The sequence below is a fragment of the Mesorhizobium sp. USDA 3734 genome, from assembly GCF_056279665.1.
The window spans coordinates 392181-417981 of the sequence record NZ_JBWCCW010000001.1; the positions used below are offsets into that span (position 1 = coordinate 392181).

Below are 25801 nucleotides of genomic sequence, written 5' to 3' on the forward strand. Positions count from 1 at the left end.
GGGCGACAGGCATTTACCGATCCTCGAATCCGGCCAGCACGCCGACGGCGTTGACGCCGATCTCCTCGACGGCATAGCCGCCTTCCATGACGAACAGCGTCGGCAGGCCGAGCTTGGCGATGCGGCGGCCGATCTTGGGATAGTCAGATGTTTTCAGCTTGAACTGGCTGATCGGATCCTTCTCGAACGTGTCGACGCCGAGCGAGACGATGACGACATCCGGTGCGTAAGCGGCGAGCCTGGCGCAGGCATCCTCCAGCGAGGCGTTCCAGGCGTCCCAGTCGGTGCCGAAGGGCATCGGATAATTGATGTTGAAGCCTTCGCCGGCACCTGCGCCGCGTTCGTCGGCATGGCCGAGGAAGAACGGGTACTCGACCATCGGATCGCCATGCAGGTTGAGCACCTGGACGTCGGCGCGGTCATAGAAGATCTCCTGCGTGCCGTTGCCGTGGTGGTAGTCGACATCGAGGATAGAGATGCGATTGGCGCCCTGGTCGCGGAACCATTGCGCGGCGACGGCGGCGTTGTTGATGTAGCAGTAACCGCCCATGAAGCCGGCACCGGCATGGTGGCCGGGCGGACGGCAGAGCGCGAAGGCAGAAGGCTCGCCGCTCTTGACCAAGCCGGCGGCGGTCAGCGCCACGTCATAGGACGATTTGATCGCGGCCCATGTGCCTTCGACGAAGGTGGCGCCGGCATCGAAGGAATAATAGCCGAGCAGGGCGTCGACACGCTTTGGCGGCACGTCGCCGCGCAGGCCGCGCGTCGGCCAGGTGAAGGGCATCGCCGTGCCCGTGAGGCCGGCTTCCACCCATTGCGGCCAGACCGTCGGCAGGAAGTCGATGTAGTCCGATTTGTGGATGCGCTTGGCAGCGGCGAGATCGTGCTCGAGCGGCAGGACGATTGGCCCCAGTTTCTCGCTTTCGACCCGCGCCTTGATGAACTCGGCCCGCGAAGGCTTTTCGAAACCCGGCACGATCGCCGAGGTGACGAGTTCCATCTGGCCGGCGTGGCCGGCATGAAGCGGCGAATAGACAGTCTTCATAAATTCCTCTCGAAGTGCGAAGTCAGTCAAGGTTGAGATAGGGGGTCACCAAAGCGAGCCACATTCTTTCCACATCGTCCTCGATGAGGTCGTATGTCTTGCGGTCTCTCTTCAGCCCCACGAGCCGGCAGGCGTGCCCGACGTCCATCATCAGCACGCCGAGCCGGCTGGCGATCTTGTCTTCAAGCGCCGGGTTCACATGCTGCAGCCAGGCGGCGTAGAGCGCGATGATCTGCTCGTCATATTCGTCCTGGATCGGCCTGAGGTCGGCATTGCCAGATATGGCCTCGATCACCGGCATGAGGGTGGCGTTTTCGAGATATATCCTGGAGGTGTCGATGAAGAGCTTGCGCACTTCCTGCCGAAACTCGTCGCGGTTGGTAGGCGGAGCGACCTTGATGCGCTTGGCGATCACCTCGGGAAAGGATGACAGCCAGCGCCGGGCGAGGTCGAGAAGAATGGCTTCCTTGTTGGGGAAGTACTGGTAGATCGAACCGACCGACAAGCCTGCGCGCTGCGCAATGGCGAGCGTCGTCGGCGTCTTGGTCCCTTGCTCCCGCGTCAAGATCAGCGCCGCGTCGAGAATCCTGTCGACCACCTTGCTCGACCGTTGTTGCCGCGGCTGCTTGCGCGGTTCGAGCGCTATCCTGGTTTTGCGGTCGAGACTCCGTTTCACTGCTTGATGTCCTCGTTCCCCGCCCTGTCTCAGCACAGGTGCAGGGTGCTGCCCGCAATACATTCCATATTCCGTATGTTGACAAACGCGAATAATCAGTCGCATTCTTTATCCACGCTGCCTTCCGGGATGACAAGGGGAATTTCGAAGGCAGCGCGCTGGCATCTTTCATCCCATGGCGCCTCCGGTGGAGTGGCAGGCCGTTGGACGCAGGTTGTCGGTTTCAGTCAGTCGTCAAAAGCGCGGAGTCGCGATGTCTGTCACAGGTGCTGGTCATAATGCGGATATGATCGTCATCAACGGTCGTGTGCAGACCATGGACGATGACAATCCCACTGCCGAGGCCGTTGCCGTCAAGGACGGCGCCATCATCGCCATTGGCAGCCGCGCCTCCATCGAAGAACTCAAGGGACGGGCCACCAAGGTCATCGACGCCAAGGGCGGATCTGTCGTGCCGGGTTTCATCGAAGCCCACATGCACCTGTTTTCAGGCGGGGCTGAACTTGCCCACCTTCAGCTCACGGGTATTCACGGCTTCGAGGCGCTGCAAAAAGCGATCCGCGACTATGCGCCGACGCGGCCGGATGCTCCGATGCTGGTCGGCCAGGGCGTCGACTACACCGTACTCGGCAGCGAGCGGGTGACGCGCCATCACCTCGACGCCATTTTGCCCGATCGCCCGTTCTGCATGGCCGCGCCCGATCATCACACCATGTGGGCCAACACCAAGGCGTTGGAAATGGCCGGCATCCTGCACGGACGCACACTTGGTCCCGGCAATGAGATCGTCATGGGTGATGATGGTCTGGCCGCCGGCGAATTGCGCGAAGGCGAGGCCTTCGGTCCGGTGCTCGACCTTGCCGGCGAAAGCCGGGTGCGGCTGGGGTTGTCGACCGGCGGCGAGCCAGACCCGATGCCGACGGCGGCCGAGCGGGACGCCGACCGCGACATCATGCGGCGCGGCCTTGCCTGGTGCGCCCGCCACGGCATCACCTCGATCCAGAACATGGACGGCAACCTCTATCAGCTTGAGCTGCTGGCCGAGATCGAAGCCGCGGAAGGCTTGCCCTGCCGCGTCAAGATCCCATTCCACTACAAGAATTTCATGACGCTCGACATGCTCGACAAGGCGTCAACGATGGCCGAGCGCTACAACAGCGAATGGCTGTCGTCGGGCATGGTCAAGGTGTTTTACGACGGCGTTCTCGATTCCTGGACGGCTGTCATGGTCGAGCCCTACGCCGACCGGCCCGACTGGGTCGGCGAGCCTCTGTTCACGCCGCAACAATTCATCGATCTGGCCGTCGCGGTCGACAGACGCGGGCTGCAGATCGCCGTGCATTCGATTGGCGACGGCGCGGTGCGCGCGGTGCTCGATGGTTACGAAGCGGCGCAGAAGGCGAATGGCAAGCGCGACAGCCGCCACCGGGTCGAGCACATCGAGGTCACCACCACCGCTGATGTGCCGCGTTTCGCCGAACTCGGCGTCATCGCCTCCATGCAGCCGCCGCATCCGCCCGGCGCCATGGATTTTCCGCTGGAGCCGACGGTGTCGCGCATCGGGCCGGCGCGCTGGCCGTTGAGCTATGCCTGGCGGACCTTGAAGGATGCCGGCGCGCATGTCGTCTTCGCATCGGACTGGCCGGTGTCGCCGATCGATCCGATCCTGGGCATTCGGGCGGCAGTGTTGCGCAAACCGTGGGCAGACAGCGACCCGGACCAGAGCTTCTCGCTGCATGAAGCGCTCGCCGCATACACGGTCGAGGGCGCCTATGCCGAATTCGCCGAGCACCGCAAGGGCACGCTGAAACCCGGCTACATGGCCGATCTGGTCGTTTTATCAGCCGATATCGAGAAAACGGCGCCGGCCGATCTGCATAAGGTGCGGCCGGTGACGACGATCTGTGGCGGCAAGATTACCTACCAGGTCTGACAATGGCATGCGGCTTGCTAGCCGAAAATAACTGACTGAACTGTGATTCAATGCCGGGCTTGCCAACCTACCGGCCATGTGGTCACATCGAACAGGGGAAGAGCTCCGCCAGCAAGAGCGGGGTCAACAGTGAGGCGTAATCGTGCCGGACAAACCGGATCGGAATGCGATTGAAGTAGTAAACGTCAGCAAAATTTTCGGATCAGGTGAGGGGCAAGTCGCTGCCCTCGACACGGTCTCGGTATCCATCCGCGAGAACGAGTTTTTCACGCTGCTTGGCCCATCCGGCTGCGGAAAGACGACGTTGCTCAGGCTGATCGCAGGCTTCGACTTTCCAACCGCTGGTGAAATCCTGCTCTATGGCCAGGACATTGCGCCGCTGCCGCCCTTCAAGCGGCCGGTCAACACCGTTTTCCAGTCCTATGCGCTGTTCCCGCACATGACGGTGGCCGACAATATCGGCTTTGGCCTGGAGATGCTGGGTAAGCCGAAGGCGGAGATCAAGGCGCGCGTCGCCGAGATGCTGAAGCTGGTCAAGATGGAGGCACTCGCCGGTCGTCGCACCAGCCAGATCTCAGGCGGCCAGCAGCAGCGCGTGGCGCTGGCCCGGGCGCTCGCACCGCAGCCGAAGGTGCTGCTGCTCGACGAGCCGCTGTCGGCGCTCGACTACAAGCTGCGCAAGGAAATGCAGATCGAATTGAAGCGGCTGCAGCACGAGACCGGCATCACCTTCATCTTCGTCACCCACGATCAGGAAGAGGCGCTGACCATGTCGGACCGCATCGCGGTGATGTCGTCGGGCAAGATCCTGCAGGTCGGCTCGCCCTGGGATATCTACGACAAGCCGGCGGAACGCTTCGTCGCCGACTTCATCGGCGAAACCAACTTCCTCACCGCTGCCATATCAGGCATCGGCAATGGCAAGGCGCGCGCGACGCTCAAATCCGGCACGACCATCGAGGCGACCGTTGCCGAAGGTTTCCAGCCCAAGGACAACGCCACCGTGGTGGTGAGGCCCGAGCATGCCAAGCTGACCAACAGCAAGGGCGACTTGTCGGGCACGGTCGAGAACGTCGTCTATTTCGGCACCGACACCCATATCCACGTCCAGCTCGACAGCGGCGAGGACTTCACCGTTCGCCAGCAGAACACACGCAGCGCCGGCTGCGGTTTCGAGCGTGGCGACAAGGTCGGTATCCTGATCGGCAACGATGCCGCGCAAGTGCTGAAGGACTGATCATGGCGACCGCGGAAGAAGTCGCCAAGGCAGCGGAGCGGCGCGATGTGCGTGACCGCTGGCTCCTGTCAGCGCCAGCGCTGCTTGTCATTTTCCTCGCCGCGACCGGCCCCTTGCTGATCGTGCTGGTCTACTCTTTCCTGACGCCTGGCTCCTATGGCGACGTGAAGTGGCAGTTCTCGCCGGAAGCCTGGATAGCGGTGTTTCTGGAACGCGATATCTTCGACGACACGCTTTCGATTGCCGCCGCCCACGTCACCATCTTCCTGCGCTCGATCAAGCTTTCGGTGGTAACGACTATCGCCACTTTGGCGCTTGGCTTCCCGACCGCCTATTTCATGGCCACGCGCAGTGAAAAGACGCGCGATCTCTGGCTGTTCCTGATCACCATTCCGTTCTGGACCAACCTGCTGATCCGCACCTTCGCGGTGCTGCAGATCATCCGCAACGAAGGCATCATCAACACGATCCTGCTCAAGCTCGGCATCATCTCGGCGCCGATCCAGATCCTCTACACCGACACGGCGATCCTGATCGGCATGGCCTATGTCTACCTGCCGCTGATGGTGCTGCCGATCTATGCCAGCATGGAGAAGCTCGATTTTCGGCTGGTCGAGGCGGGCTATGATCTCTACGCGACACGCTTCCAGGTGCTGCGGCGGATCATCTTTCCGATGGTCAAGCCCGGCGTCATCGCCGGCTCCATCCTGGTCTTCATTCCAGCACTTGGTGCCTATGTGACGCCGAGCGTGCTGGGTGGCGGCAAGAACATGATGCTGTCCAACCTGATCGAGCTGCAGTTCGGGCAGGGCCGCAACTGGCCGCTCGGCTCGGCGCTGTCGATCGCCGTCATGATCATCGTCATGGTGGCGCTGCTTGCCTATGTGCGCAATGCCGGCAAGTCGGGGGTGCGGCATGGCTAAGAACTTTTCCATCAAGCACCAGCCAGGATTCACCGCGATCGCCGCGACCTGCTTTATCGTGCTCTATCTGCCGATCATCGTGCTGGTCATCTATGCCTTCAACGCGGCGAGCTCGACTTCCGAATGGGGCGGTTTTTCGCTGAAATGGTTCCAGTCGGCATGGCAGAACACGCAGGTCGTCGATGCCACCTTGCGTTCCTTCCAGATTGGCTCGATCGCGGCAGTGTTTTCCACCATCTTTGCCACCATGGCGGCGCTCGCCACCACGCGCACCGCGCCCTATCCCGGGCTGACCTTCAAATATGCGGCAATCAACCAGCCGCTGATGGTGCCCGAGATCGTCACCGGCGTGGCGCTGCTGATCTTTTTCTCGCGCATCAAGATCTTCACCGGCTATTCCGGCATCGGTTATCTGGTCGCCGCGCATACGGCGTTCTGTATTCCCTTCGCCTATCTGCCGATCCGGGCCCGACTTGAGAATATGGACCTGACGCTGGAGCGTGCCGCAGCCGACCTCTACGCGACGCCCTGGAAAACCTTCCGCCGCATCACGCTGCCGTTGCTGTGGCCCGGCATCCTGGCCGGGCTGATGCTGGCCTTCGTCATCTCGCTCGACGATGTCGTCATCACCGAGTTCGTCAAATCGGGCGGCCAGGACACGCTGCCCACCTATATGCTCGGCCAGATCCGCCGCGGCATCACACCCGAGATCAACGCGATATCGACCGCCTTCCTGCTGCTTTCGGTCGCGATCGTCACGTTGTTTTTCTTCGTCAGCAGGAAACGAGACTGAACCGAAAATGGGAGTTAAAACCATGAACTGGAAGACAACAGCAACCGCCATGGGGTTGGCGCTGCTAGCCTCGACGAGCCTGGCGCGCGCCGACGGCGAACTGAACATCTACAATTGGGGCAACTACACCAGCCCTGACGTGATCAAGAAGTTCGAGGCCAAATACAACATCAAGGTGACCATCACCGACTACGATTCCAACGACACCGCGCTTGCCAAGGTCCGCCAGGGCGGCACCGGCTTCGACATCGCGGTGCCTTCGCAGACCTACGTACCGATCTGGATCAAGGAAGGCCTCGTTCTGGAGACCGATCCGGGCAAGATGGAGAACTTCAAGAACGTGGCGCCGGAATGGGCCAATCCCGACTTCGACCCGGGCCGCAAATATTCGGTGCCGTGGGCCCTGGGCACGGTCGGCGTGGTCGTCAACACCGACGCCTACAAGGGACCGGCTGACAGCTGGGGCATCATCTTCAACACGCCCGATGAGCTGAAGGGCAAGGTCAATGTCGTTCCCGAGATGAATGACGTCATCTTCGCGGCGATCAAATATGTCGGCGGCCAGCAATGCACCGACGACAAGGCGGTGCTGAAGAAGGTGCGCGACACGCTCGTCGCGGCCAAACCGAACTGGATCGCCATGGAATACAACACCATCGAGAAGATGGGCGCCGGCGACTTCAAGGCAACCAGCGACTGGAATGGTTCGGCGCTGCGCCAGCGGCTGGCCAACCCGGCCATCCATTACAACTATCCGAAGGAAGGCTATGGCCTGTGGAGTGACAACGTCGTCGTCCTGAAGGAAGCCAAGAACGTCGAGAACGCCAAGCTGTTCCAGAACTTTATCATGGATCCGGAAAACGCTGCCGGCCTCTCGGCGTTCCATCGCTACGCCAACGCCATTACCGGATCGGACAAGTACATGCCGGCCGACATGAAGGATGCGCCGGAAGTTGTCATTCCGGCCGATGCTAAGCCACAGGGCGAGTTCCAGAAGATGTGCGCGCCTGAAATCCAGGACATCTACACCAAGATCTGGACCGAACTGCAGAAGTAACTGCGTTTCGATGGACCCGGCGGCACACGCCGCCGGGTCCTTTTTTACGTTCAAGGGGCGGCCGTCATGGAATCCTACCGCAACTCCGATCCACGGCCGCCGATCATGCAGGGCTCGCCGCCCGCCATGGTGCCGCCGAAGCTCGACTGGGACCGGCCACCGTGGAACCGCTGGGCGTTCCAGCACATCCGCGAAATTCTGCCGACCGCCGAAGTCTGGCGCGGCAATGGCCATCGCCACCGTCTCGAACGCGCCGAGGTCGAGCTCGACGGGCTGGCGGTCGAAGACAGCGAAGGCAAGCCGACAACGCTCGCCGGGCTGCTCGACGAGACCTATACGGACGGCTTCCTGGTGCTCAAGGACGGCAGGATAGCCTATGAGCGCTATTTCAACGGCATGAATGACCGCACGCTGCACCTGTCGCAGTCGATGGCGAAGTCCGTCACCGGTTCGGTGTTCGGCATACTGGTCGGGCGCGGCCTGATCGATCCGGCAAAGCCGGTGACCGACTACCTGCCGCAGCTCGGCGTTACCGGCTGGGCCGGCGCCAGCGTCCAGCATGTGCTGGACATGACCAGCGGGGTGCGTTTCTCCGAGGAATATACCGACCGCTATTCGGATATCGGCCAGGTCGATGTCGCCACCGGCTGGAAGCCGGTGCCGCCGGGCAGCGATCCGGCCTTTCGCTGGCCCGCGCACATGTTCGAGCTGATCCTGGGCTTGAAGGACACGGTCCGCGCGCATGGTGCTGCGTTTGAATACCGCTCGATCGAGACCGACGTGCTCGCCTTCATCATGGAACGGGTGACGGGCAAGCGTCTGCCGCAGCTGGTTTCCGAAGAGCTCTGGCAAAAGCTCGGCGCCGACGAAAGCGCCTGCTTCACCGTCGACAGCGCCGGCTATGCCGTCGCCGATGGCGGCTTCAACGCCACGCTGCGCGACTATGGCCGCTTCGGCCAACTGATCCTGGACAATGGCGGCGGCGTCGTGCCGGCCGACTGGATCGAGGCAACGCGCAACGGCACGCATGGGCCGGACTTCAGCCCCAGCCTGCCGGAGGGCAGCTACCGCAACCAGTTCTGGATCGAGGACCCGCGCTCGCGCGCGTTGATGTGCCGGGGCGTGTTTGGGCAGATGATCCATATCGACTGGAACACCGGAATGGTCGTGGTGAAGCTTTCGACCTATCCAGATTTCGGCAATGTCGCCTATTCCATGGCGACGCTGAAGGCCGTGCACGCCATCGCCACGGCACTTCGCTGAGCCCCACAAGAAGAAACGACCCGGAAGGAACCGCCATGACCGGCAAGACCGCGTTCGAGACCCGATACGGCTTCCGCCGCAACCAGGTGCTGCTCGCCAACTGGCGCGAGAACCCGTTCAACCGGTGGTCGTTCCAGAATCTCGGCGAACTGGTGCCGACCGCTCGCGTGGCGGCGGCACCGGGCGTTGTCGAGGCACCGGTTCGGGACATGGGCGGGCTGCTCGGTGAAAAGGTTTCGGTCGGCAGTGCGCCGGAGACGGTGGCTGAATTTCTCGCACGTTCGAGCACCGACGCGCTGACGGTGATGAAAGGCGGCAAATTCATCGGCGACTGGTTCGCGCCGCATATGGATTTCGGCGCCCGCCACATCATCTTTTCGATCAGCAAGTCGCTGACCGCCATTGTCGCCGGCATACTGGAAGGCGAGGGGGTGTTCGACCCGGAAGCACCGGTGACGGCCTACATCCCTGAAGCCGCCGGCTCGGCCTATGGCGATGCCAGCGTGCGGCACGTGCTCGACATGAGCGTCAGCCTCGATTTCGAGGAGGCCTATCTCGATCCGGAAAGCGCTTTCGCCCGCTATCGCCGCGCCACGCTGTGGAATCCGGGCGGCGGCACGGAGAGCCTGCGCGAATTCATCCTGACCTTGCAACGCCTTGCCGAGCCGCATGGCCAGACCTTCCGCTACCGCTCGCCCAATTCCGACCTGCTCGGCCTGCTGCTCGAACGCGCGTCCGGCCAGCGCTTCACCGACCTGATGCGCGAGAAGCTGTGGCTGCCGCTCGGCGCCGTCAGCGAAGCATCGATCGGCGTCGACATGGAGGGCACGGCCCGCACCGCCGGCGGCATTTCGGTGACGCCGCGCGATCTGGCGCGCGTCGGCGAGATGATGCGGCAAGGCGGCATGGCCAATGGCCGCCGCATCGTGCCCGAGGCGTGGGTGCACGACACGATCAGCATCGGCGGCAGTGCGGACGCCTGGCAGCGCGGCACGATGGCGCTGCTGTTCCCGAACGGCCGTTACCGCAACAAATGGTACCAGACCGGTTTGCCGAGCGGCGCCTATTGTGGCATCGGCATCCATGGCCAGTGGCTGTATGTCGATCCCAAGACCGAAGTCGTGATCGCCAAGATGTCGTCGCAGCCGGAGCCGGTGGACGATCCGCTCGATGTCGAGATTGTCGCCTTCTTCGAGGCGCTGAGCCGCCTGGTCTAGCTGCCCGGGTCGCCACATTAGCGCACGCTTTCCTGTGGACCCGCCGGGCTGATCAAAGCGCGGCGGTTGGCGGACCGGATGTCTGCGCCTATGGTCGCCGCTCTTTGGATGAGAGCAGGAACGACATGGCATCCGACATCAAGCGCATTGCAGCCATCATCGCGACCGAGATCGCTGCCCGACCCGAACAGGCGGCCGCGGCGATTGAACTGCTCGACGAAGGCGCGACGGTGCCGTTCGTGGCGCGTTACCGCAAGGAGGTGACCGGCGGGCTGGACGACACGCAACTGCGCGACCTTGCCGAGCGGCTTGCCTATCTGCGCGAGCTCGATGCGCGCCGCGACACCATCCTTGGCTCCATCCGCGAACAGGGCAAGCTGACCGCGGAGCTTGAGGGCAAGATCGTCGCCGCCACCACCAAGGCTGAGCTGGAAGACATCTACCTGCCCTACAAGCCCAAGCGCCGCACCAAGGCCGAGATCGCCAGGGAGCGCGGGCTGGGGCCGCTGGCCGAGGCCATTCTCGCAAACCGCGCGCTGGTGCCTGCCGAACTGGCATTGGCCTATGTTAGCGAAGAGGTAGCCGACGCCAAGGCGGCGCTCGATGGCGCGCGCGACATCCTGTCAGAACAATTCGCCGAGAATGCCGATCTGGTCGGCAAATTGCGAACCTACATGAAAGAGCGCGCCTTCATGCGGGCCAGGGTGGTCGACGGCAAGCAGGAGGCCGGCGCGAAATTCTCCGATTACTTCGACCATGTCGAGCGCTGGGCCAATGTGCCGAGCCATCGCGCGCTGGCCATGCTGCGCGGCCGCAACGAGGAAGTGCTGTCGCTCGACATCGAGGTCGATGCCGATGACACGTCGCCGGTGAAGCCGGTCGAGCGGATGATCGCCAATGCCTATGCCATTGGCGGCAGCCTGCCGGGCGATCGCTGGCTGATGGAGGTCGCCGGCTGGACCTGGCGCATAAAACTGTCGCTGCACCTGACGCTCGATTTGATGCGCGATCTACGTGAGCGTGCGGAAGAAGAGGCGATCCACGTCTTTGCCCGCAACCTCAAGGATTTGCTGCTGGCGGCCCCCGCCGGGTCGCGCGCCACGATGGGGCTCGACCCCGGCATCCGCACCGGCGTCAAGGTGGCGGTGGTCGACGGCACCGGCAAGGTGCTGACAACGACGACGGTCTATCCGTTTCCGCCCAGGAACGACGTGCGCGGCACCCAGGCGGAACTCGCCAAGCTCATTCGCCTGCACAAGGTCGAGCTGATCTCGATCGGCAACGGCACCGGCAGCCGCGAGACGGAGAAGCTGGTGGCGGACATGCTGTCCGACATGCCGGCGGACGGTGGCCCGAAGCCGCTCAAGGTGATCGTCAGCGAGGCGGGCGCCTCGGTCTATTCGGCATCGGCGACGGCGGCGGCGGAATTCCCGGGTCTCGACGTGTCGCTGCGTGGCGCCGTGTCGATCGCCCGGCGCCTACAGGATCCGCTAGCCGAACTGGTCAAGATCGAACCCAAATCGATCGGCGTCGGCCAGTACCAGCACGATGTCGACCAGTACCGGCTCGGCCGCTCGCTGGAGGCGGTGGTCGAGGACGCGGTCAATGCCGTCGGCGTCGATCTCAACACCGCCTCGGCGCCACTGCTGGCGCGCGTCTCCGGCCTTGGCGCATCGCTGGCCGACGCCATCGTTGCGCATCGCGATGCGACGGGACCCTTCGCCAGCCGGAAGGATTTGCTCAAGGTGCCGCGGCTCGGGCCGCGTGCGTTCGAGCAAAGCGCCGGCTTCCTGCGCATCGCCAATGGCAGCGAGCCGCTCGATGCCTCGTCGGTGCATCCAGAAGCCTATGGCGTCGCCAAGAAGATCGTCGCCGCCTGCGGCCGCGACGTTCGCTCGCTGATGGGCGACAGCGCAGCGCTCAAGGCGCTCGATCCGCGCGTCTTCGTCGATGAGCGTTTCGGCCTGCCGACGGTGCGCGACATCCTGGCGGAGCTGGAAAAGCCCGGCCGCGATCCGCGCCCTGGCTTCAAGACCGCGACCTTCGCCGACGGCATCGACGACATCAAGGATCTGAAGCCTGGCATGCTGCTGGAAGGCACCGTTACCAATGTCGCCGCCTTCGGCGCTTTCGTCGATATCGGTGTTCACCAGGACGGGCTGGTGCATGTCTCGCAACTGGCCGACCGTTTCATCAAGGACGCGCATGAGGTGGTCAAGGCCGGGGACGTGGTCAAGGTGCGCGTCGTCGATGTGGACATCAAGCGTAAGCGCATCGCCCTGTCCATGCGCAAGGATGGCGGCGAAGGTGGTGCACCGCGCGGCGGACCGCGCGACAATGGCGGCGGCAGGCCGGCCCCACGTTCGCCGGCGCCGCAGCGTCAACCGGAGCGGCCGGCGCAGCAAGGGGCGTTCGGTGCGGCACTGGCGGATGCACTGAAGCGGAAGTAGCTACCAAGCCAGAACAGCCGGTTCCTTCTCAACCTCTCCCAGCAGCCAGTCGCGAAAGCTGGTGACCGGCGGATGGCCGCGCTTGTCGTGCGGGACGACGAGATAGTAGGCGCTGCGGCTTTGCATGGGCTGGCCGGGCGCCGGCACCAACTGGCCGCGCTGCAATTCGCCTGCGATGAGGATCAACGGCAACAGCGCCACGCCGAGTCCCGCCATGCAGGCCTGGGCAGCGGTGCCGAACTGTTCGAACTGCATGCCCGGTCCGGTCGGCGCGCTCAGGCCCTGATGCTCGAACCATTCGGTCCAGGCGCCAGGGCGCGTCGCCATATGCAGCAGCGGCAAGCGGCCGATATCGGCCGGTGAGGCGATGGCGCGACCGGCGAGGAATGCGGGCGACACAACCGGCGCCACCGTTTCGCGCACCAGCAGTGTCGAGTCGGCCTCCGGCCAGTCCGGCAGCCCATAGTGGATGGCGGCATCCAGCCGCTCACGGGCGAAGTCGAAGCGGCCGACGCGGGTGACGAAGTTGATGGTGATGTCAGGGTTGGTTTCGACGAAATCGGGGATCATCGGCATCAGCCAGCGCGTGCCGAAGGTCGGCAAAATGGCAAGGTTCAGGATGCCACTATGCCGATTGCTCATCAATCCAAGGGCTGCGTCACGCAACTGGCCAAGCGCTGAACGCACCGCCTCGGCGTAGATTTCGCCCGATGCCGACAGCCTGACATTGCGGCTATCGCGCTCGAACAGCCGGCGGCCAAACTGATCTTCCAGCAATCTGATCTGCCGGCTGACCGCGCCCTGGGTCAGATCGAGCTCCTGGGCGGCGGCGGTGAAGGAGCCGAGGCGGGCCACCGCCTCGAAGGCGGCAAGGGCGCTGATGCTGGGCAAGAGGCGACGTTGGACACTCATGATCCATTCCTAACGCTCATTGATCGGTGAAGCAATTTCGTTTGATTTTTTCGAGGCGCAGGTCGATAAGCCGGGCCAAGATTTTGCTTCATGCATGTCGCATCCCAAAACTGCTGGGCACTTTGGGCGACCTGCATTGGTTTGGGAGAACGCCATGGCCGCCGACAAGAATGCATTCGTCTGGGAAGACCCGTTCCTGATCGAGGACCAGCTTTCGGAAGACGAGCGCATGGTGCGCGATGGCGCGGCGGCCTTCGCCGCCGACAAGCTGGCGCCTCGGATCGAGGACGCCTATCTCAACGAGACATTCGACACGGCGATCTTCCGCGAAATGGGCGAGGCCGGCCTGCTCGGCATCAACATCCCTGAGGAATTCGGCGGGCTTGGCGCCAACTATGTGACCTACGGGCTGGTCGCGCGCGAGGTGGAGCGGGTTGATTCGGGTTATCGCTCGATGATGTCGGTGCAGTCGTCGCTGGTGATGTATCCGATCTACGCCTATGGCTCGGACGAACAGCGCAAGAAGTACCTGCCCAAGCTTGCCAGCGGCGAGTGGATCGGCTGTTTCGGCCTGACCGAGCCGGATGCCGGCTCCGACCCGGGCGGCATGAAGACGCGCGCCGAGAAGACCGCCAACGGTTACAAGCTGTCCGGCTCGAAGATGTGGATTTCCAACGCGCCGGTCGCCGATGTGTTCGTCGTCTGGGCAAAGCTGAAGGGTGACAACGGCAAGGACGAGATCCGCGGCTTCGTGCTGGAAAAGGGCATGAAGGGGCTGTCGGCGCCGAAGATCGGCGGCAAGCTTTCGCTGCGGGCTTCGATCACCGGCGAAGTGGTGATGGAAGGCGTCGAAGTCGGCGAAGACGCGCTGCTGCCCAACGCCAAGGGCCTTGGCGGCCCGTTCGGCTGCCTCAACCGGGCCCGCTACGGCATTTCCTGGGGCTCGATGGGCGCCGCGGAAGATTGCTGGCATCGCGCCCGTCAGTACGGTCTTGATCGCAAGCAGTTCGGCAAGCCGCTGGCCGGCACGCAGCTTTACCAGAAGAAGCTCGCCGACATGCAGACCGAAATTGCGCTCGCGCTGCAGGCATCCTTGCGCGTCGGGCGGTTGCTGGATGAAGGTAAGATGGCGCCGGAAATGATCTCGATCGTCAAGCGCAACAATTGCGGCAAGGCGCTCGACATCGCCCGCCAGGCCCGCGACATGCATGGCGGCAACGGCATCCAGATCGGCTATCACGTCATGCGCCATGCGCAGAACCTGGAGACGGTCAACACCTATGAGGGCACGCATGACGTGCATGCGCTGATCCTCGGCAGGGCGCAGACCGGAATCCAGGCGTTTTTCTAAGCGTTCGGTAGCCGTTTAAATTAGGTGCACCGCAACATCTCTGCTTGGAGAATGGCCGCCAAATGTGTCAGGGTTCAGCGAATTCGTTTGAAACGCTGAATTCCGGGGTCCCATGGCAATTCTGGCAGCTGTCTACCACCTGACCCACTACAAGTATGACCGGCCGGTGGTTCTTGGGCCCCAGATCATCAGGCTGCAGCCGGCGCCGCATTCGCGCACCAAGGTGCTCAGCCATTCGCTCAAGGTCGAGCCGGCGAACCATTTCGTCAATCTGCAGCAGGACCCCTACGGCAACTTCCTTGCCCGTTTCGTCTTTCCCGAACCGGTGACCGAGCTGAAGATCGAGGTCGACCTCGTCGCCGACATGACGGTCTACAATCCGTTCGATTTCTTCGTCGAGCCATCGGCCGAGACATTTCCGTTCGAGTACCCGGAAGAGATCCGCGATGATCTCACGATCTACCGGACGCCTGAGCCGGCAGGTCCGCTGCTGTCGGCCTTCCTGAAAACCATCGACACCAGCGCGAGGAACACCGTCAATTTCCTCGTCGACCTCAATGCCCGGCTGCAGCGCGAGATCGCCTATATCGTGCGGATGGAAACCGGTGTGTTCTCGCCGGAGGAAACGCTGGCCGCCGCCAAGGGATCATGCCGGGATTCGAGCTGGCTGCTGGTGCAGATCCTGCGCAATCTCGGTATCGCCGCGCGCTTCGTCTCCGGCTACCTGATCCAGCTCAAGCCTGACCTTGTCGCTCTCGATGGCCCGCCGGGAACCGCAGTGGACTTCACCGACCTGCATGCCTGGTGCGAGGTCTATCTTCCCGGCGCCGGCTGGATCGGCTTCGACCCGACATCGGGCCTGCTCACCGGCGAAAGCCATGTGCCACTAGCCGCTACCCCGCATTTCCGCAATGCAGCACCGATTTCCGGGATGGCGAGCTTCGCCAACGTCGAATTCGGCTTCGAGATGCGGGTCGACCGCATCGCCGAACATCCGCGCATCACCAAGCCATTCTCCGATGAAAGCTGGCAGGCGCTCGATGCACTCGGCAGCAAGGTGGATGCAGCACTTGCGGCGGGCGATGTGCGGCTGACCATGGGCGGCGAGCCGACCTTCGTGTCGATCGATGATTTCGAGTCCGCAGAATGGAACACCGCTGCCGTCGGGCCGACCAAGCGTGAGAAGGCCGATGCGCTGATCCGGAAGCTGCGTGAGCGTTTCGCGCCGGGTGGCTTTCTCCACTACGGCCAGGGCAAATGGTATCCGGGCGAAAGCCTGCCGCGCTGGACCTTCTCGCTTTACTGGCGTGCCGATGGCCAGCCGGTGTGGAGCGATCCCTCGCTGATCGCCCGCGAAAAGAATTCGGCCGATATCGGCCTGAAACAGGCGGAAAGCCTGCTCACCGCGATTGCTGGTGAACTCGGCATCGACAGGACCATGGTCAGCGAAGCCTATGAGGATCCGGCCGAATGGCTGCTCAAGGAAGGCAAGCTGCCCGACAATGTCGATCCGTCCAATTCCATGCTCGAGGATCCGGAAGAACGCAGCCGCATGGCGAAAGTGTTCGAACGCGGGCTGACCAAGCCGTCCGGCTACGTGCTGCCGGTGCAGCGCTGGAACAGCCAGGCGTCGGGGCCGCGCTGGCGCTCGGAAAAATGGAAGACGCGGCGTGGCCGGCTGTTCCTGGTGCCCGGCGATTCACCGGTCGGCTACCGCCTGCCGCTCGGTACGTTGCCCTATGTGCCGCCGGAGCAGTTCCCCTACATCGTGCCGGTCGATCCGTCGCTGCCGCGTGGAGCGCTGCCCGCGCATGAAGCCATACTGCCCTCAGCGGCTCCGGCCGAACTCGAAGGCGCCGACGAGATGGCGCGCCGCCAGCAGGCGGCCTCCTTTACGGCCACGACCGGCCAGCAGGACCGGGTCGAACAGGAGATCACCGAGATCGGTGGCGCGGTGCGCACTGCACTTTCGGTCGAGCCGCGCGATGGAAGGCTCTGTGTGTTCATGCCGCCGGTCGAGGCGCTGGAAGACTATCTCGAACTGGTCGCGGCGGCCGAGAATGCGGCAAAGGCGATCGGTCTGCCGGTGCATATCGAAGGCTATGGTCCGCCACATGATCCGCGCCTCAACGTCATCCGCGTTGCGCCCGATCCCGGCGTCATCGAGGTCAACATCCATCCGGCGTCCAACTGGCAGGATTGCGTGGCGACGACGACAGCGATCTACGAGGAGGCGCGGCAGACGCGGCTTGGCGCCGACAAGTTCATGATCGATGGCCGCCACACCGGCACCGGCGGCGGCAACCATGTCGTGGTTGGCGGTGCGACGCCCAACGACAGCCCGTTCCTGCGAAGGCCGGACCTGTTGAAGAGCCTGGTGCTGCAATGGCAGCGGCGTCCGTCGCTGTCCTATCTGTTCTCCGGCCTGTTCATCGGCCCGACCAGCCAGGCGCCGCGCTTTGACGAGGCGCGCCACGATTCGCTCTATGAGCTTGAGATCGCTATGACGCAGGTGCCGCATCCGGACCAGGGCGCGGCACCCTTGCCGTGGCTGGTCGACCGGCTGTTCCGGAACCTGCTGACCGATGTCACAGGGAATACGCACCGTTCGGAAATCTGCATCGACAAGCTGTTCTCGCCGGACGGGCCGACAGGCCGGCTGGGGCTGGTCGAGTTCCGCGGCTTCGAGATGCCGCCAAATGCGCGCATGTCGCTGGCGCAGCAATTGCTGGTTAGGGCGATCATCGCCCGCGCGTGGAAGACCCCGCTCGACGGTCGCTTCGTGCGCTGGGGCACGTCGCTGCATGACCGTTTCATGCTGCCGCATTATGTGTGGGCTGATTTCCTCGACGTGCTCGATGACCTCAAGCTCAACGGTTTCGAGTTCCGACCCGAATGGTTCGATGCCCAGCTCGAATTCCGCTTCCCGTTCTGCGGCGAGGTCCAGCATGCCGGCATCAAGCTGGAGCTGCGCCAAGCGCTCGAGCCCTGGCATGTCATGGGCGAGCAGGGCGCTATCGGTGGTACCGTGCGCTTCGTCGATTCCTCGGTCGAACGGCTGCAGGTCAAGACGGAAGGGCTGAACCCGGAGCGCCATGCGGTCGTCTGCAACGGCCGCATCGTGCCCATGAAGGTGACGGACAACAGAGAGGTCGCGGTGGCGGGCGTCCGCTTCAAGGCCTGGCAGCCGGCTTCCGGCCTGCATCCGGCGCTACCGGTCAACACGCCGCTGGTGTTCGATATCTATGACCGCTGGTCGGGTCGGGCGATCGGCGGCTGCGTCTACCATGTCGCCCATCCCGGCGGGCGCAATTACGACACCTTCCCCGTCAATGGCAACGAGGCGGAGGCCCGGCGGCTCGCCCGCTTCGAACCGCGCGGCCATACGCCGTCCGCCTATGTGATCCGCGAGGAACAACCGGCGGAAGATTTCCCGATGACCCTTGACCTTCGGCGGCCGGCAAGACTCTGATCAGCGATGGCAAAGGGGAATCACAAGAGGGTACGCGGCAAGCCGCAGATCCACAGCCTGCTGGAGCACTACCAGCCGATCGACGGCGTCGTCGACGAGATGGTCGATGCGTCGGGCAATCCCCGCCCGGTCTGGAAGCACTTCATCGAAGCGCTCGACGAACTGGGGCCTGAAAAGCTCGGCCAGCGTTTTGCCCGCGCCGACCAGTATCTGCGCGATGCCGGCGTCTACTACCGCGTCTACGACAAGGCCGGCGCCAATGAGCGCGAATGGCCGCTGGCGCATGTCCCGGTTCTCATCGAGGAGAGCGAGTGGGCTGCGATCAGCGCCGGCCTCGTGCAACGCGCCGAGCTGTTCGAGGAAACCATCGCCGATATCTACGGGCCAAATCGGCTGGTCGAAAAAGGCATCCTGCCGGCGGGATTGATCGCGGCCAGTCCGGAATATTTGCGGCCAGTCGTCGGCACCAGGCCGGCCGGCGGCCATTTCCTGCATTTCTGCGCCTTCGAGCTCGGCCGCGGGCCTGATGGCCAGTGGTGGGTGTTGGGCGATCGCACCCAGGCGCCGTCCGGCGCCGGCTTCGCGCTGGAGAACCGCGTCGCCACCACACGCGCGCTGTCCGATATTTATGGCGAGATGCATGTGCACCGCCTTGCCGGCTTTTTCCGCCGTTTTCGCGATGCGCTGATCGGCATGGCCAAGGAAACGGACGGCCGCGTCGCCATCCTGACGCCGGGGCCGCTCAACGAAACCTATTACGAACACGCCTATATCGCCCGCTATCTCGGCATCATGCTGCTCGAAGGCGAGGATTTGACCGTTTCCGGCGGCCGGCTGATGGTGCGCACGGTTTCCGGGCTGATGCCGATCAGCGTGCTGTGGCGGCGGCTCGATGCCGCCTTCGCCGACCCGCTCGAACTGCGCCCGGATTCGCAGATCGGCACGCCGGGCCTGGTCGAGGCGATCCGCCAGGGCGCGGTTGCGACCGTCAATGCGCTGGGCTCCGGCCTGATGGAGACGCGCGCGCTGCTTGCCTTCCTGCCCAAGATATCACGTGCCTTGCGGGGCGAGGAATTGCTGCTGCCAAGCGTCGCGACATGGTGGTGCGGGCAAGCAACCGAACGCGCGCATGTGCTGGCCAATATCGATCGCATGGTTATCGGGCCGGCGCTGTCGACGAGACTTGCCTTCGAGGATGACGAACAGACGAAGCTCGGCTCGGCGCTGTCCGCCGGCGAGCGGGCGGAGCTGGTGGCGCGCATCGAACGCTATGGTGGCGACTTCGTCGGCCAGGAAGCAGTGACGCTTTCGACGACGCCCGTCTATGTCGGCGGCTGGCTGGAGCCGCGGCCGGCGAGCCTGCGCGTCTATCTGGCGCGCACGCCAGAGGGCTGGACGGTGATGCCGGGCGGTTTTGCCCGCGTCGGCCTGTCGCTGGACCCGACGGCGATCGCCATGCAGCGCGGCGGCCAGGCGGCGGATGTCTGGGTTGTCAGCGACAAACCGGTGGAGCGCGAGACACTGTTGCCGCAAGAAGGCGACAGCTTTACCCGCACCAGGCCTGGCAGCCTGCCCAGCCGCGCGGCGGAGAACCTGACCTGGCTCGGCCGCTACATCGAGCGCTCGGAAGACACGGTGCGCATCCTGCGCGCTTATCATGTGCGGCTGGCCGAAACCTCCGACCCGGACATGCCGCTGCTGGCCGACATCAGGGATTATCTCGAACCGTTCGGTATCGATGTCGAGACGGCGATCCCGTCGGGGCTGATCGGCACGCTCGACAGCGCCGTCTACAGCGCCGGGCAGATCCGCGACCGCTTCTCGCCCGATGGCTGGCTGGCGCTGAAGGACCTGTCGAAGACCATCCATCAGTTCGCGACGACGGTGGCGCCCGGCGACGACGCGACCCGGGCGATGACGGTCATCCTGCGCAAGCTCGCCGGCTTTTCCGGCTTGCTGCACGAGAACATGTACCGCTTCGCCGGCTGGCGTTTCCTCGAGATCGGCCGCCGGCTGGAGCGTGGCATCCAGATCGCCCGCACCCTGTCGCGGCTGACCAGCGCCAAGGCGCCGGACGGCGCGCTCGACATGATGCTGGAGATCGGCGACAGCGTCATGACCCATCGCCGGCAATATCCGGTGCAGGCCGGCCGGCGCACGGTGATCGACCTGCTGGCGCTCGATCCGCTCAATCCGCGTTCCATCCTGTTCCAGCTCGAAAGGCTGAAGGCCGAGATCGGCCTGTTGCCGTCGGTCGGCGGGGAGGGGCACATGTCGCCGGCGGCGAAAGAAATCCTGCAGCTCAACACCCAGATCGCCATCAAGGAGCCTTCGGATATGACGGCAAAGGCGCTGGACGAGCTCGCCTACGAAATCGGCGGCCTCTACAACAGCCTCGCCAAAGCCTATTTCGGATAAAGCATGCTTTACGATATCAGGCTTCATCTCCACTACGACTATGCCGCGGCGGCCGGCGGCGGCCGTCATCAAATCCGCGTGCTGCCGTCGACGATTTCCGGCGTGCAGCGCGTCATCGCCGCATCCTTGTCCTTTGCACCGGCGCCCAACGAGCGTTCGGATTTTTCGGATTTCTTCGGCAACAACGTCACCTCGATCGCCTTTCGCGATGCGCATGACACGCTCGACATAAGGATGAGCGCACGCGTCTCGGTGTCGCGACCCGAGCCCGGGCTCGACGTGTCGCCCGATCTCGGCCGGCTCAGGCAGGAGCTCGCCGCGGTGCGGTCGCTGGCGCCTGATGCACCGCACCATTTCCTGACGGCCAGCGCCCATGCCGGCATCGATGCTGCGATCACCACCTACGCACGAGACAGCATTGCCGGCTCTGCCGCCGGCACGGCCATGAACCTGTGCAATCGGATTCATCACGATTTTACCTATGATGGCGAAGCGACCACGGTGCGAACCCGGGCCAGCGATGCCTTCAAGCTGAAGCGTGGCGTCTGCCAGGACTTTTCGCACATCATGATCGCCGGTCTGCGCGGGCTCGGCATTCCGGCTGGTTATGTCAGCGGCTTCCTGCGCACCATCCCGCCGAAGGGCAAACCCCGGCTGGAAGGCGCCGACGCCATGCATGCCTGGGTCAAGGTCTGGTGCGGACGCGACGCTGGCTGGCAGGAATTCGACCCGACCAACGGCATGCGGGCCAGCAACGACCACATCACGGTCGGCTACGGCCGCGACTATTCGGACGTGGCGCCGATCGTCGGCGTTCTCAAGACCACCGGCGGACAGGTCGGCGAGCAAGCTGTCGATGTCATTCCGGTCGTGCTCGAAAAGGCCTAAAAGCAGGCCGCACACGCAGCGGGTTCTTTCCTGCAATTCTGGATGGAATGGACAAGACTGCTTCTCAAACACCGATGTGGCCGCTAATCTGCATTCGTTTCGAGGTGGACGATAATTGTATCCTCAAGCGCGAGGCGCGGGGTTTTGTAATTGAGAGCGATCAGCGTCGTCATTCCTGCCTGCAACGCGGCGGCGACCATCGGGGTAACGCTGGCGTCGCTTCGCAGCGAGGCCGAGATCATCGGCGAGATCCTGCTGGTCGACGATGCATCGACGGACGGCACGGCAGCCGTGGCGCGGCAGGTCGCGGCGGAACTGTCGCTGCCGTTGCGCGTGCTGTCGGCCAGTTGCCGCGATGCCGGCGGCGCCCGCAACGTGGCGTTGGCGGAGGCGGTCTATCCCTGGGTATACCTGATCGATGCCGACGATCTGCATCTGCAAGGCGGATTGCGCGCGCTGCTGCGGCAGGCAGGGAAGCAGCCGAAGGCCGATATGATCGTTGGCGCCTACCGGCGACGAGTGAACGGCCAGGATCGGCAGATCAAGGTGCCGAACGGCTATCAGGCCGCGTGCCTGGCGAACGCTTCGGCCTATGTGAAAGGCGACATACGGTCGGTCGCCGTGGGCAGCGTTCTGGCATCCCGATCCCTGATCGGCGAGACGAGGTTCCCGGTCGGATTGGCCTATGACGAGGACACGCTGTTCTGGGCGCGGCTGATGAGCAAGGCATCGCTGGCCATGGTTTCGCAACCCGTCATGGTCTATGAGGTTTCGCCGGTGCGTTCCGACGACCGCTATGCGATCAACCCGGTACGGCGCTTCCTGGATTGGCGCCGAGAACTGCGCACGCTCACCGACTGCAACATCCCGTTGTCGGCGCTCAAGGCCAGGGAAGGGCTTGTCGCCCTCAAGATCGCCCGGGTCCACTATGCGCGCGGCGATCTGGACACCGCGGCACGCTTCCTGGCGGTGGCCGCGGCAGCCCCCAAGCGGCGCTCGGAAGCCTGGCGCTGCCTGCGCTACAGGTTCAAGCTCGCGGCGCGACGGCGTTTGTCCGCGCCGTCGATCCAGCTGCAAGGCGCTCTGTAGGCGCCAGTTCCGCCGCAACCGACACAATATCGGCGCACAGGCTTTTCCGGCGCGTGTGGAACCAGCAATCGGCCAACAGCTTATCTACGGATATTTGCGTGGAGCTGACATGCTGCAAAAATCCGGATTGTCGCCCAGCCGCTCGGCTGAGGAAGATGCTGTGCCGAAAAGTAGCGCGCCGAAGAACGGGTCGCAAAGCTCGGCCGATCATGCGTCGCTTACCTATATCAGCGACGCCGAGCCCGGTATCCGGCGGCTAAAGACAGGCAAGGGGTTTTCCTACAAGGGTCCGGAAGGACGGGCGGTTCCGGACGCCACCAGGGCTCGCATCGAGGCGATCGTCATTCCGCCGGCCTGGACGGATGTGTGGATTTCGCCCGGCGCCGACGGCCATATCCAGGCAACGGGCAGGGACCAGCGCGGACGCAAGCAATACCGCTACCATCCCCAATGGGCCGAAGAACGCGACGGCGCCAAATATTCGAGCCTTGTCGCCTTTGCCGAAAGCCTGCCGGCCCTGCGGCGCAGGATCGACAGCGATCTGCGCCGTCGTGGCCTGCCGCTCGAGCGCGTCGTCGCCGCGGTCGTCTGGCTGCTCGACAACACCATGATCCGGGTCGGCAATGCCGCCTACGCCCGCGACAACAAGAGTTTCGGGTTGACCACATTGCGCGACCGCCATGTCGATATCGTCGGCTCGAGCCTTCGGTTTGCCTTCAAGGGCAAGTCCGGCAAGGAGTGGAAGCTGAAGCTGATCGACCGCCGCATCGCTGGAATCGTGCGTGGCGCGCAGGATTTGCCTGGCCAGAAGCTGTTTCAGTATCTCGGTGAGGACGGCGGCAGGCGGCCGGTCCGCTCCGAGGACGTCAACCGCTATATCCGCGAGGCCCTGGGCGATGCGTTCAGTTCGAAGCATTTCCGCACCTGGGGCGGCACCATCCATGCAGCCTCGTTGTTTGCACAGACGGAATTGCCGCAAAGCCTGGCGCAGCAAAAGCGGGTGATGAACAGCGTCATCGACAAGGTTGCCGAGCGGCTGGGCAACACGCGCGCCGTCTGCCGCAAATGCTACATCCATCCGCAAGTCTTGGACGCCTGGTCAGAAGGGCGATTGCTGGACGAAATGGCGCAGGCAAACAAGCGCAAGCGCGCGATCGATGGTCTCGATGACGAGGAAGCTCTCGTGCTGCGATGGCTGAAGATTCGCGAAAGCTGACTAGCGACCACCGGCCGCCGTCAAATCCACGGCATCGGGATTTTTTTATCGACGTCGTGTCGGGATCGGTCTTACTGTTTCGTCCTTTGACAGAGAAAAGGACCAGCCATGCTCTACGCAATCCTCTGCTATGCTTCCGAAGACGTCATCTGCTCCTGGAGCAAGGCACAGGACGACGAGGTCATGGCCAATCTCCTCGACGTTCAGGACAAGTATGCCAAGGCTGGCCGGCTTGGCCCGGTGGCGCGGCTTTTGCCGACCACGGCGGCGACGACGCTGAGGAAGGTCAAGGGCGAAGCGATCGTCATCGACGGCCCGTTTGCCGAGACCAAGGAACAATTCCTCGGTTTCTACACGCTCGAATGCGCCGATCTCGACGAGGCCGTGGAGTTCGCCCGCGAGCTTTCCGAGGTCAATCCGAGCGGCGGCTCCTATGAGATCCGGCCGGTCTCCGTCTTCAATCCCACCAAGATTTCCGCATGACCGAACTCGCCTGGATCAGCTCGGCGATCAGCGCCGCCCGTCCGCAGGCGATGGGCGCGCTGCTGCGTTATTTCCGCGATCTCGATACGGCGGAGGAAGCTTTCCAGGATGCGTGCCTCAGGGCGATCAAGAGCTGGCCGCAGAACGGGCCACCGCGTGATCCGGCGGCCTGGCTGATCTTTGTCGGCCGCAACAGCGGCATCGATGCGGTGCGCAAGCGCGCCAAGCAGGCGCCGATGCCGGAGGAAGACCAGATTTCCGACCTGGAGGACGCCGAGAGCGATATCGCCGAGCGGCTGGACGGGGCGCATTACCGCGATGACATCCTGCGGCTGCTGTTCATCTGCTGCCATCCCGATCTGCCGGCAACGCAGCAGATCGCGGTGGCGCTGCGCATTGTCTCGGGCCTCACCGTCAAGCAGATCGCGCGCGCCTTCCTGGTTAGCGAAAGCGCCATGGAGCAGCGCATCACCCGCGCCAAGGCACGCATCGCGGACGCCGGCGTGCCGTTCGAGACCCCGGGCGCCGTCGAGCGCTCCGAGCGGCTCGCCGCTGTCGCCGCCATGGTCTACCTGATCTTCAACGAGGGCTATTCGACCAACAGCGGCGAGGCACCGGCTCGCGCGCCGCTGTGCGAGGAGGCGATCCGGCTGGCACGGCTGTTGCTGCGGCTGTTCCAGACCGAGCCGGAGATCATGGGGCTGGCGGCACTGCTCCTTCTGCAGCATGCGCGGGCACCGGCTCGTTTTGACGAGAGCGGCGAGATCGTACTGCTCGAGGATCAGGATCGCGGCCTGTGGAGCCGCAAGATGATCGATGAGGGGCTGGCGCTGGTCGACAAGGCGCTGCGCCATCGCAAGCCCGGCCCCTATCAGGTGCAAGCGGCTATTGCCGCGCTGCATGCGCGGGCCGAAAAGGCCGAGGACACCGACTGGAACGAGATCGACCTGCTCTACCGCTTGCTCGAGCAGATGCAGCCATCACCGGTGGTCACGCTCAACCGGGCCGTCGCGGTCTCCAAGGTGCGTGGTCCGGCAGAGGCGCTCGCCATGATCGAGCCGCTGGAAGACCGGCTCTCCGGCTATTTCCACTTCTTCGGCCTCAAGGGTGGCCTTTTGATGCAGCTTGACCGGGGCGAGGAGGCGCGTGTCGCCTTCGACCGTGCCATTGCGCTGGCAAACACAGCGGCGGAAGCGGCCCATATCCGCATGCATATCGACCGGCTGATGAAGGACGGTGCCGTGCGCCCGCCGGCGAAAAAGGCAAACTGAGCGTCATCTGCCCATCTGGCTTAATCGTGTCAGCCGACCTTGGACCATACCGGGGTGGCGATTCTTCCCTGAAACGAGTAATGCCACGCCATGACTGTGCCTGAAGT

The 25801-nt window shown here is 63.8% G+C and carries 19 protein-coding genes; 16 read left to right on the top strand and 3 right to left on the bottom strand.

All coding sequences use genetic code 11. The annotated features are described in order from the left end of the window. Positions 1 to 13: 13 nt before the first annotated feature. Positions 14 to 1045 (bottom strand): histone deacetylase family protein, encoded by a 1032-nt coding sequence (locus tag ACZ89F_RS01965; protein ID WP_476090166.1) that lies wholly within the window; start codon positions 1043 to 1045, stop codon positions 14 to 16. 22 nt (positions 1046 to 1067) lie between these two features. Beyond that, positions 1068 to 1721: a TetR/AcrR family transcriptional regulator gene (locus ACZ89F_RS01970; RefSeq protein WP_476090167.1), complete on the bottom strand. Its 654-nt coding sequence runs from the start codon at positions 1719 to 1721 to the stop codon at positions 1068 to 1070. 253 nt (positions 1722 to 1974) lie between these two features. Between ACZ89F_RS01970 and ACZ89F_RS01975 the strand changes: the two genes are divergently transcribed. From ACZ89F_RS01975 to ACZ89F_RS02010, 8 genes are all read left to right on the top strand, one after another. Further along, positions 1975 to 3654 (top strand): amidohydrolase, encoded by a 1680-nt coding sequence (locus tag ACZ89F_RS01975; RefSeq protein ID WP_476090168.1) that lies wholly within the window; start codon positions 1975 to 1977, stop codon positions 3652 to 3654. Positions 3655 to 3796: 142 nt separating this feature from the next. Then, positions 3797 to 4891, top strand: a complete 1095-nt coding sequence (locus ACZ89F_RS01980) for an ABC transporter ATP-binding protein (protein ID WP_109659436.1) — start codon at positions 3797 to 3799, stop codon at positions 4889 to 4891. Between the two features lie 2 nt (positions 4892 to 4893). Further along, positions 4894 to 5814: an ABC transporter permease gene (locus ACZ89F_RS01985; protein WP_476090169.1), complete on the top strand. Its 921-nt coding sequence runs from the start codon at positions 4894 to 4896 to the stop codon at positions 5812 to 5814. Further along, a complete protein-coding gene (locus tag ACZ89F_RS01990) occupies positions 5807 to 6607 on the top strand; it encodes an ABC transporter permease (protein WP_476090170.1) in 801 nt (266 codons plus the stop codon). The genes ACZ89F_RS01985 and ACZ89F_RS01990 overlap by 8 nt, the downstream gene beginning before the upstream one ends. 22 nt (positions 6608 to 6629) lie before the next feature. Continuing rightward, positions 6630 to 7664, top strand: coding sequence for an ABC transporter substrate-binding protein (locus tag ACZ89F_RS01995; RefSeq protein ID WP_476090171.1), 1035 nt, complete (start codon positions 6630 to 6632; stop codon positions 7662 to 7664). 66 nt (positions 7665 to 7730) lie between these two features. Next, a complete protein-coding gene (locus ACZ89F_RS02000; protein ID WP_476090172.1) occupies positions 7731 to 8927 on the top strand; it encodes a serine hydrolase domain-containing protein in 1197 nt (398 codons plus the stop codon). Between the two features lie 35 nt (positions 8928 to 8962). Further along, complete coding sequence (locus tag ACZ89F_RS02005; protein ID WP_476090173.1) at positions 8963 to 10144, top strand: serine hydrolase domain-containing protein; 1182 nt, start codon at positions 8963 to 8965, stop codon at positions 10142 to 10144. Positions 10145 to 10269: 125 nt separating this feature from the next. After that, entirely contained in the window at positions 10270 to 12594 is a 2325-nt protein-coding gene (locus ACZ89F_RS02010; RefSeq protein ID WP_476090174.1) for a Tex family protein, read from the top strand. Here the strand turns inward: ACZ89F_RS02010 and ACZ89F_RS02015 are convergent, their stop codons facing one another. Continuing rightward, the gene (locus ACZ89F_RS02015) at positions 12595 to 13506 is read right to left on the bottom strand and encodes a LysR family transcriptional regulator (RefSeq protein WP_476090175.1); all 912 of its coding nucleotides are present in this window, start codon (positions 13504 to 13506) and stop codon (positions 12595 to 12597) included. Positions 13507 to 13660: 154 nt separating this feature from the next. Here ACZ89F_RS02015 and ACZ89F_RS02020 point away from each other — a divergent pair, with 154 nt between their 5' ends. The 8 genes from ACZ89F_RS02020 to ACZ89F_RS02055 all read left to right on the top strand — a co-directional run bounded on the left by ACZ89F_RS02020 (position 13661) and on the right by ACZ89F_RS02055 (position 25694). Next, complete coding sequence (locus tag ACZ89F_RS02020; RefSeq protein WP_476090176.1) at positions 13661 to 14857, top strand: acyl-CoA dehydrogenase; 1197 nt, start codon at positions 13661 to 13663, stop codon at positions 14855 to 14857. 112 nt (positions 14858 to 14969) lie between these two features. After that, on the top strand, positions 14970 to 18329 hold the full coding sequence (locus tag ACZ89F_RS02025; protein WP_476090177.1) for a transglutaminase family protein: 3360 nt from the start codon (positions 14970 to 14972) through the stop codon (positions 18327 to 18329). Between the two features lie 6 nt (positions 18330 to 18335). Further along, the gene (locus tag ACZ89F_RS02030; protein WP_476090178.1) at positions 18336 to 20747 is read left to right on the top strand and encodes a circularly permuted type 2 ATP-grasp protein; all 2412 of its coding nucleotides are present in this window, start codon (positions 18336 to 18338) and stop codon (positions 20745 to 20747) included. 3 nt (positions 20748 to 20750) lie between these two features. Next, the gene (locus ACZ89F_RS02035; protein WP_476090179.1) at positions 20751 to 21635 is read left to right on the top strand and encodes a transglutaminase family protein; all 885 of its coding nucleotides are present in this window, start codon (positions 20751 to 20753) and stop codon (positions 21633 to 21635) included. 150 nt (positions 21636 to 21785) lie between these two features. Next, positions 21786 to 22724: a glycosyltransferase family 2 protein gene (locus ACZ89F_RS02040; protein ID WP_476090180.1), complete on the top strand. Its 939-nt coding sequence runs from the start codon at positions 21786 to 21788 to the stop codon at positions 22722 to 22724. A 109-nt stretch (positions 22725 to 22833) separates the two neighbouring features. Further along, positions 22834 to 23940: a DNA topoisomerase IB gene (locus ACZ89F_RS02045; protein WP_476090181.1), complete on the top strand. Its 1107-nt coding sequence runs from the start codon at positions 22834 to 22836 to the stop codon at positions 23938 to 23940. 108 nt (positions 23941 to 24048) lie between these two features. Then, entirely contained in the window at positions 24049 to 24423 is a 375-nt protein-coding gene (locus tag ACZ89F_RS02050) for a YciI family protein (protein ID WP_476090182.1), read from the top strand. Beyond that, positions 24420 to 25694 carry an RNA polymerase sigma factor gene (locus ACZ89F_RS02055; protein ID WP_476090183.1) on the top strand — a complete coding sequence of 425 codons (1275 nt, stop codon included), beginning with the start codon at positions 24420 to 24422 and terminating at the stop codon, positions 25692 to 25694. Before ACZ89F_RS02050 ends, ACZ89F_RS02055 begins: the two co-directional genes overlap by 4 nt. Positions 25695 to 25801: the final 107 nt, after the last annotated feature.

What these genes read in the sequence shown, in the direction of transcription:
- ACZ89F_RS02055 (WP_476090183.1), top strand. Translation starts at nt 24,420, where the DNA reads ATGACCGAACTCGCCTGGATCAGCTCGGCGATCAGCGCCGCCCGTCCG.
- ACZ89F_RS01990 (WP_476090170.1), top strand. Translation starts at nt 5,807, where the DNA reads ATGGCTAAGAACTTTTCCATCAAGCACCAGCCAGGATTCACCGCGATC.
- ACZ89F_RS01995 (WP_476090171.1), top strand. Translation starts at nt 6,630, where the DNA reads ATGAACTGGAAGACAACAGCAACCGCCATGGGGTTGGCGCTGCTAGCC.
- ACZ89F_RS02005 (WP_476090173.1), top strand. Translation starts at nt 8,963, where the DNA reads ATGACCGGCAAGACCGCGTTCGAGACCCGATACGGCTTCCGCCGCAAC.
- ACZ89F_RS02035 (WP_476090179.1), top strand. Translation starts at nt 20,751, where the DNA reads ATGCTTTACGATATCAGGCTTCATCTCCACTACGACTATGCCGCGGCG.
- ACZ89F_RS02025 (WP_476090177.1), top strand. Translation starts at nt 14,970, where the DNA reads ATGGCAATTCTGGCAGCTGTCTACCACCTGACCCACTACAAGTATGAC.
- ACZ89F_RS02020 (WP_476090176.1), top strand. Translation starts at nt 13,661, where the DNA reads ATGGCCGCCGACAAGAATGCATTCGTCTGGGAAGACCCGTTCCTGATC.
- ACZ89F_RS02050 (WP_476090182.1), top strand. Translation starts at nt 24,049, where the DNA reads ATGCTCTACGCAATCCTCTGCTATGCTTCCGAAGACGTCATCTGCTCC.
- ACZ89F_RS01985 (WP_476090169.1), top strand. Translation starts at nt 4,894, where the DNA reads ATGGCGACCGCGGAAGAAGTCGCCAAGGCAGCGGAGCGGCGCGATGTG.
- ACZ89F_RS02045 (WP_476090181.1), top strand. Translation starts at nt 22,834, where the DNA reads ATGCTGCAAAAATCCGGATTGTCGCCCAGCCGCTCGGCTGAGGAAGAT.
- ACZ89F_RS02030 (WP_476090178.1), top strand. Translation starts at nt 18,336, where the DNA reads ATGGCAAAGGGGAATCACAAGAGGGTACGCGGCAAGCCGCAGATCCAC.
- ACZ89F_RS02000 (WP_476090172.1), top strand. Translation starts at nt 7,731, where the DNA reads ATGGAATCCTACCGCAACTCCGATCCACGGCCGCCGATCATGCAGGGC.
- ACZ89F_RS02010 (WP_476090174.1), top strand. Translation starts at nt 10,270, where the DNA reads ATGGCATCCGACATCAAGCGCATTGCAGCCATCATCGCGACCGAGATC.
- ACZ89F_RS02015 (WP_476090175.1), bottom strand. Translation starts at nt 13,506, where the DNA reads ATGAGTGTCCAACGTCGCCTCTTGCCCAGCATCAGCGCCCTTGCCGCC.
- ACZ89F_RS01965 (WP_476090166.1), bottom strand. Translation starts at nt 1,045, where the DNA reads ATGAAGACTGTCTATTCGCCGCTTCATGCCGGCCACGCCGGCCAGATG.
- ACZ89F_RS01975 (WP_476090168.1), top strand. Translation starts at nt 1,975, where the DNA reads ATGTCTGTCACAGGTGCTGGTCATAATGCGGATATGATCGTCATCAAC.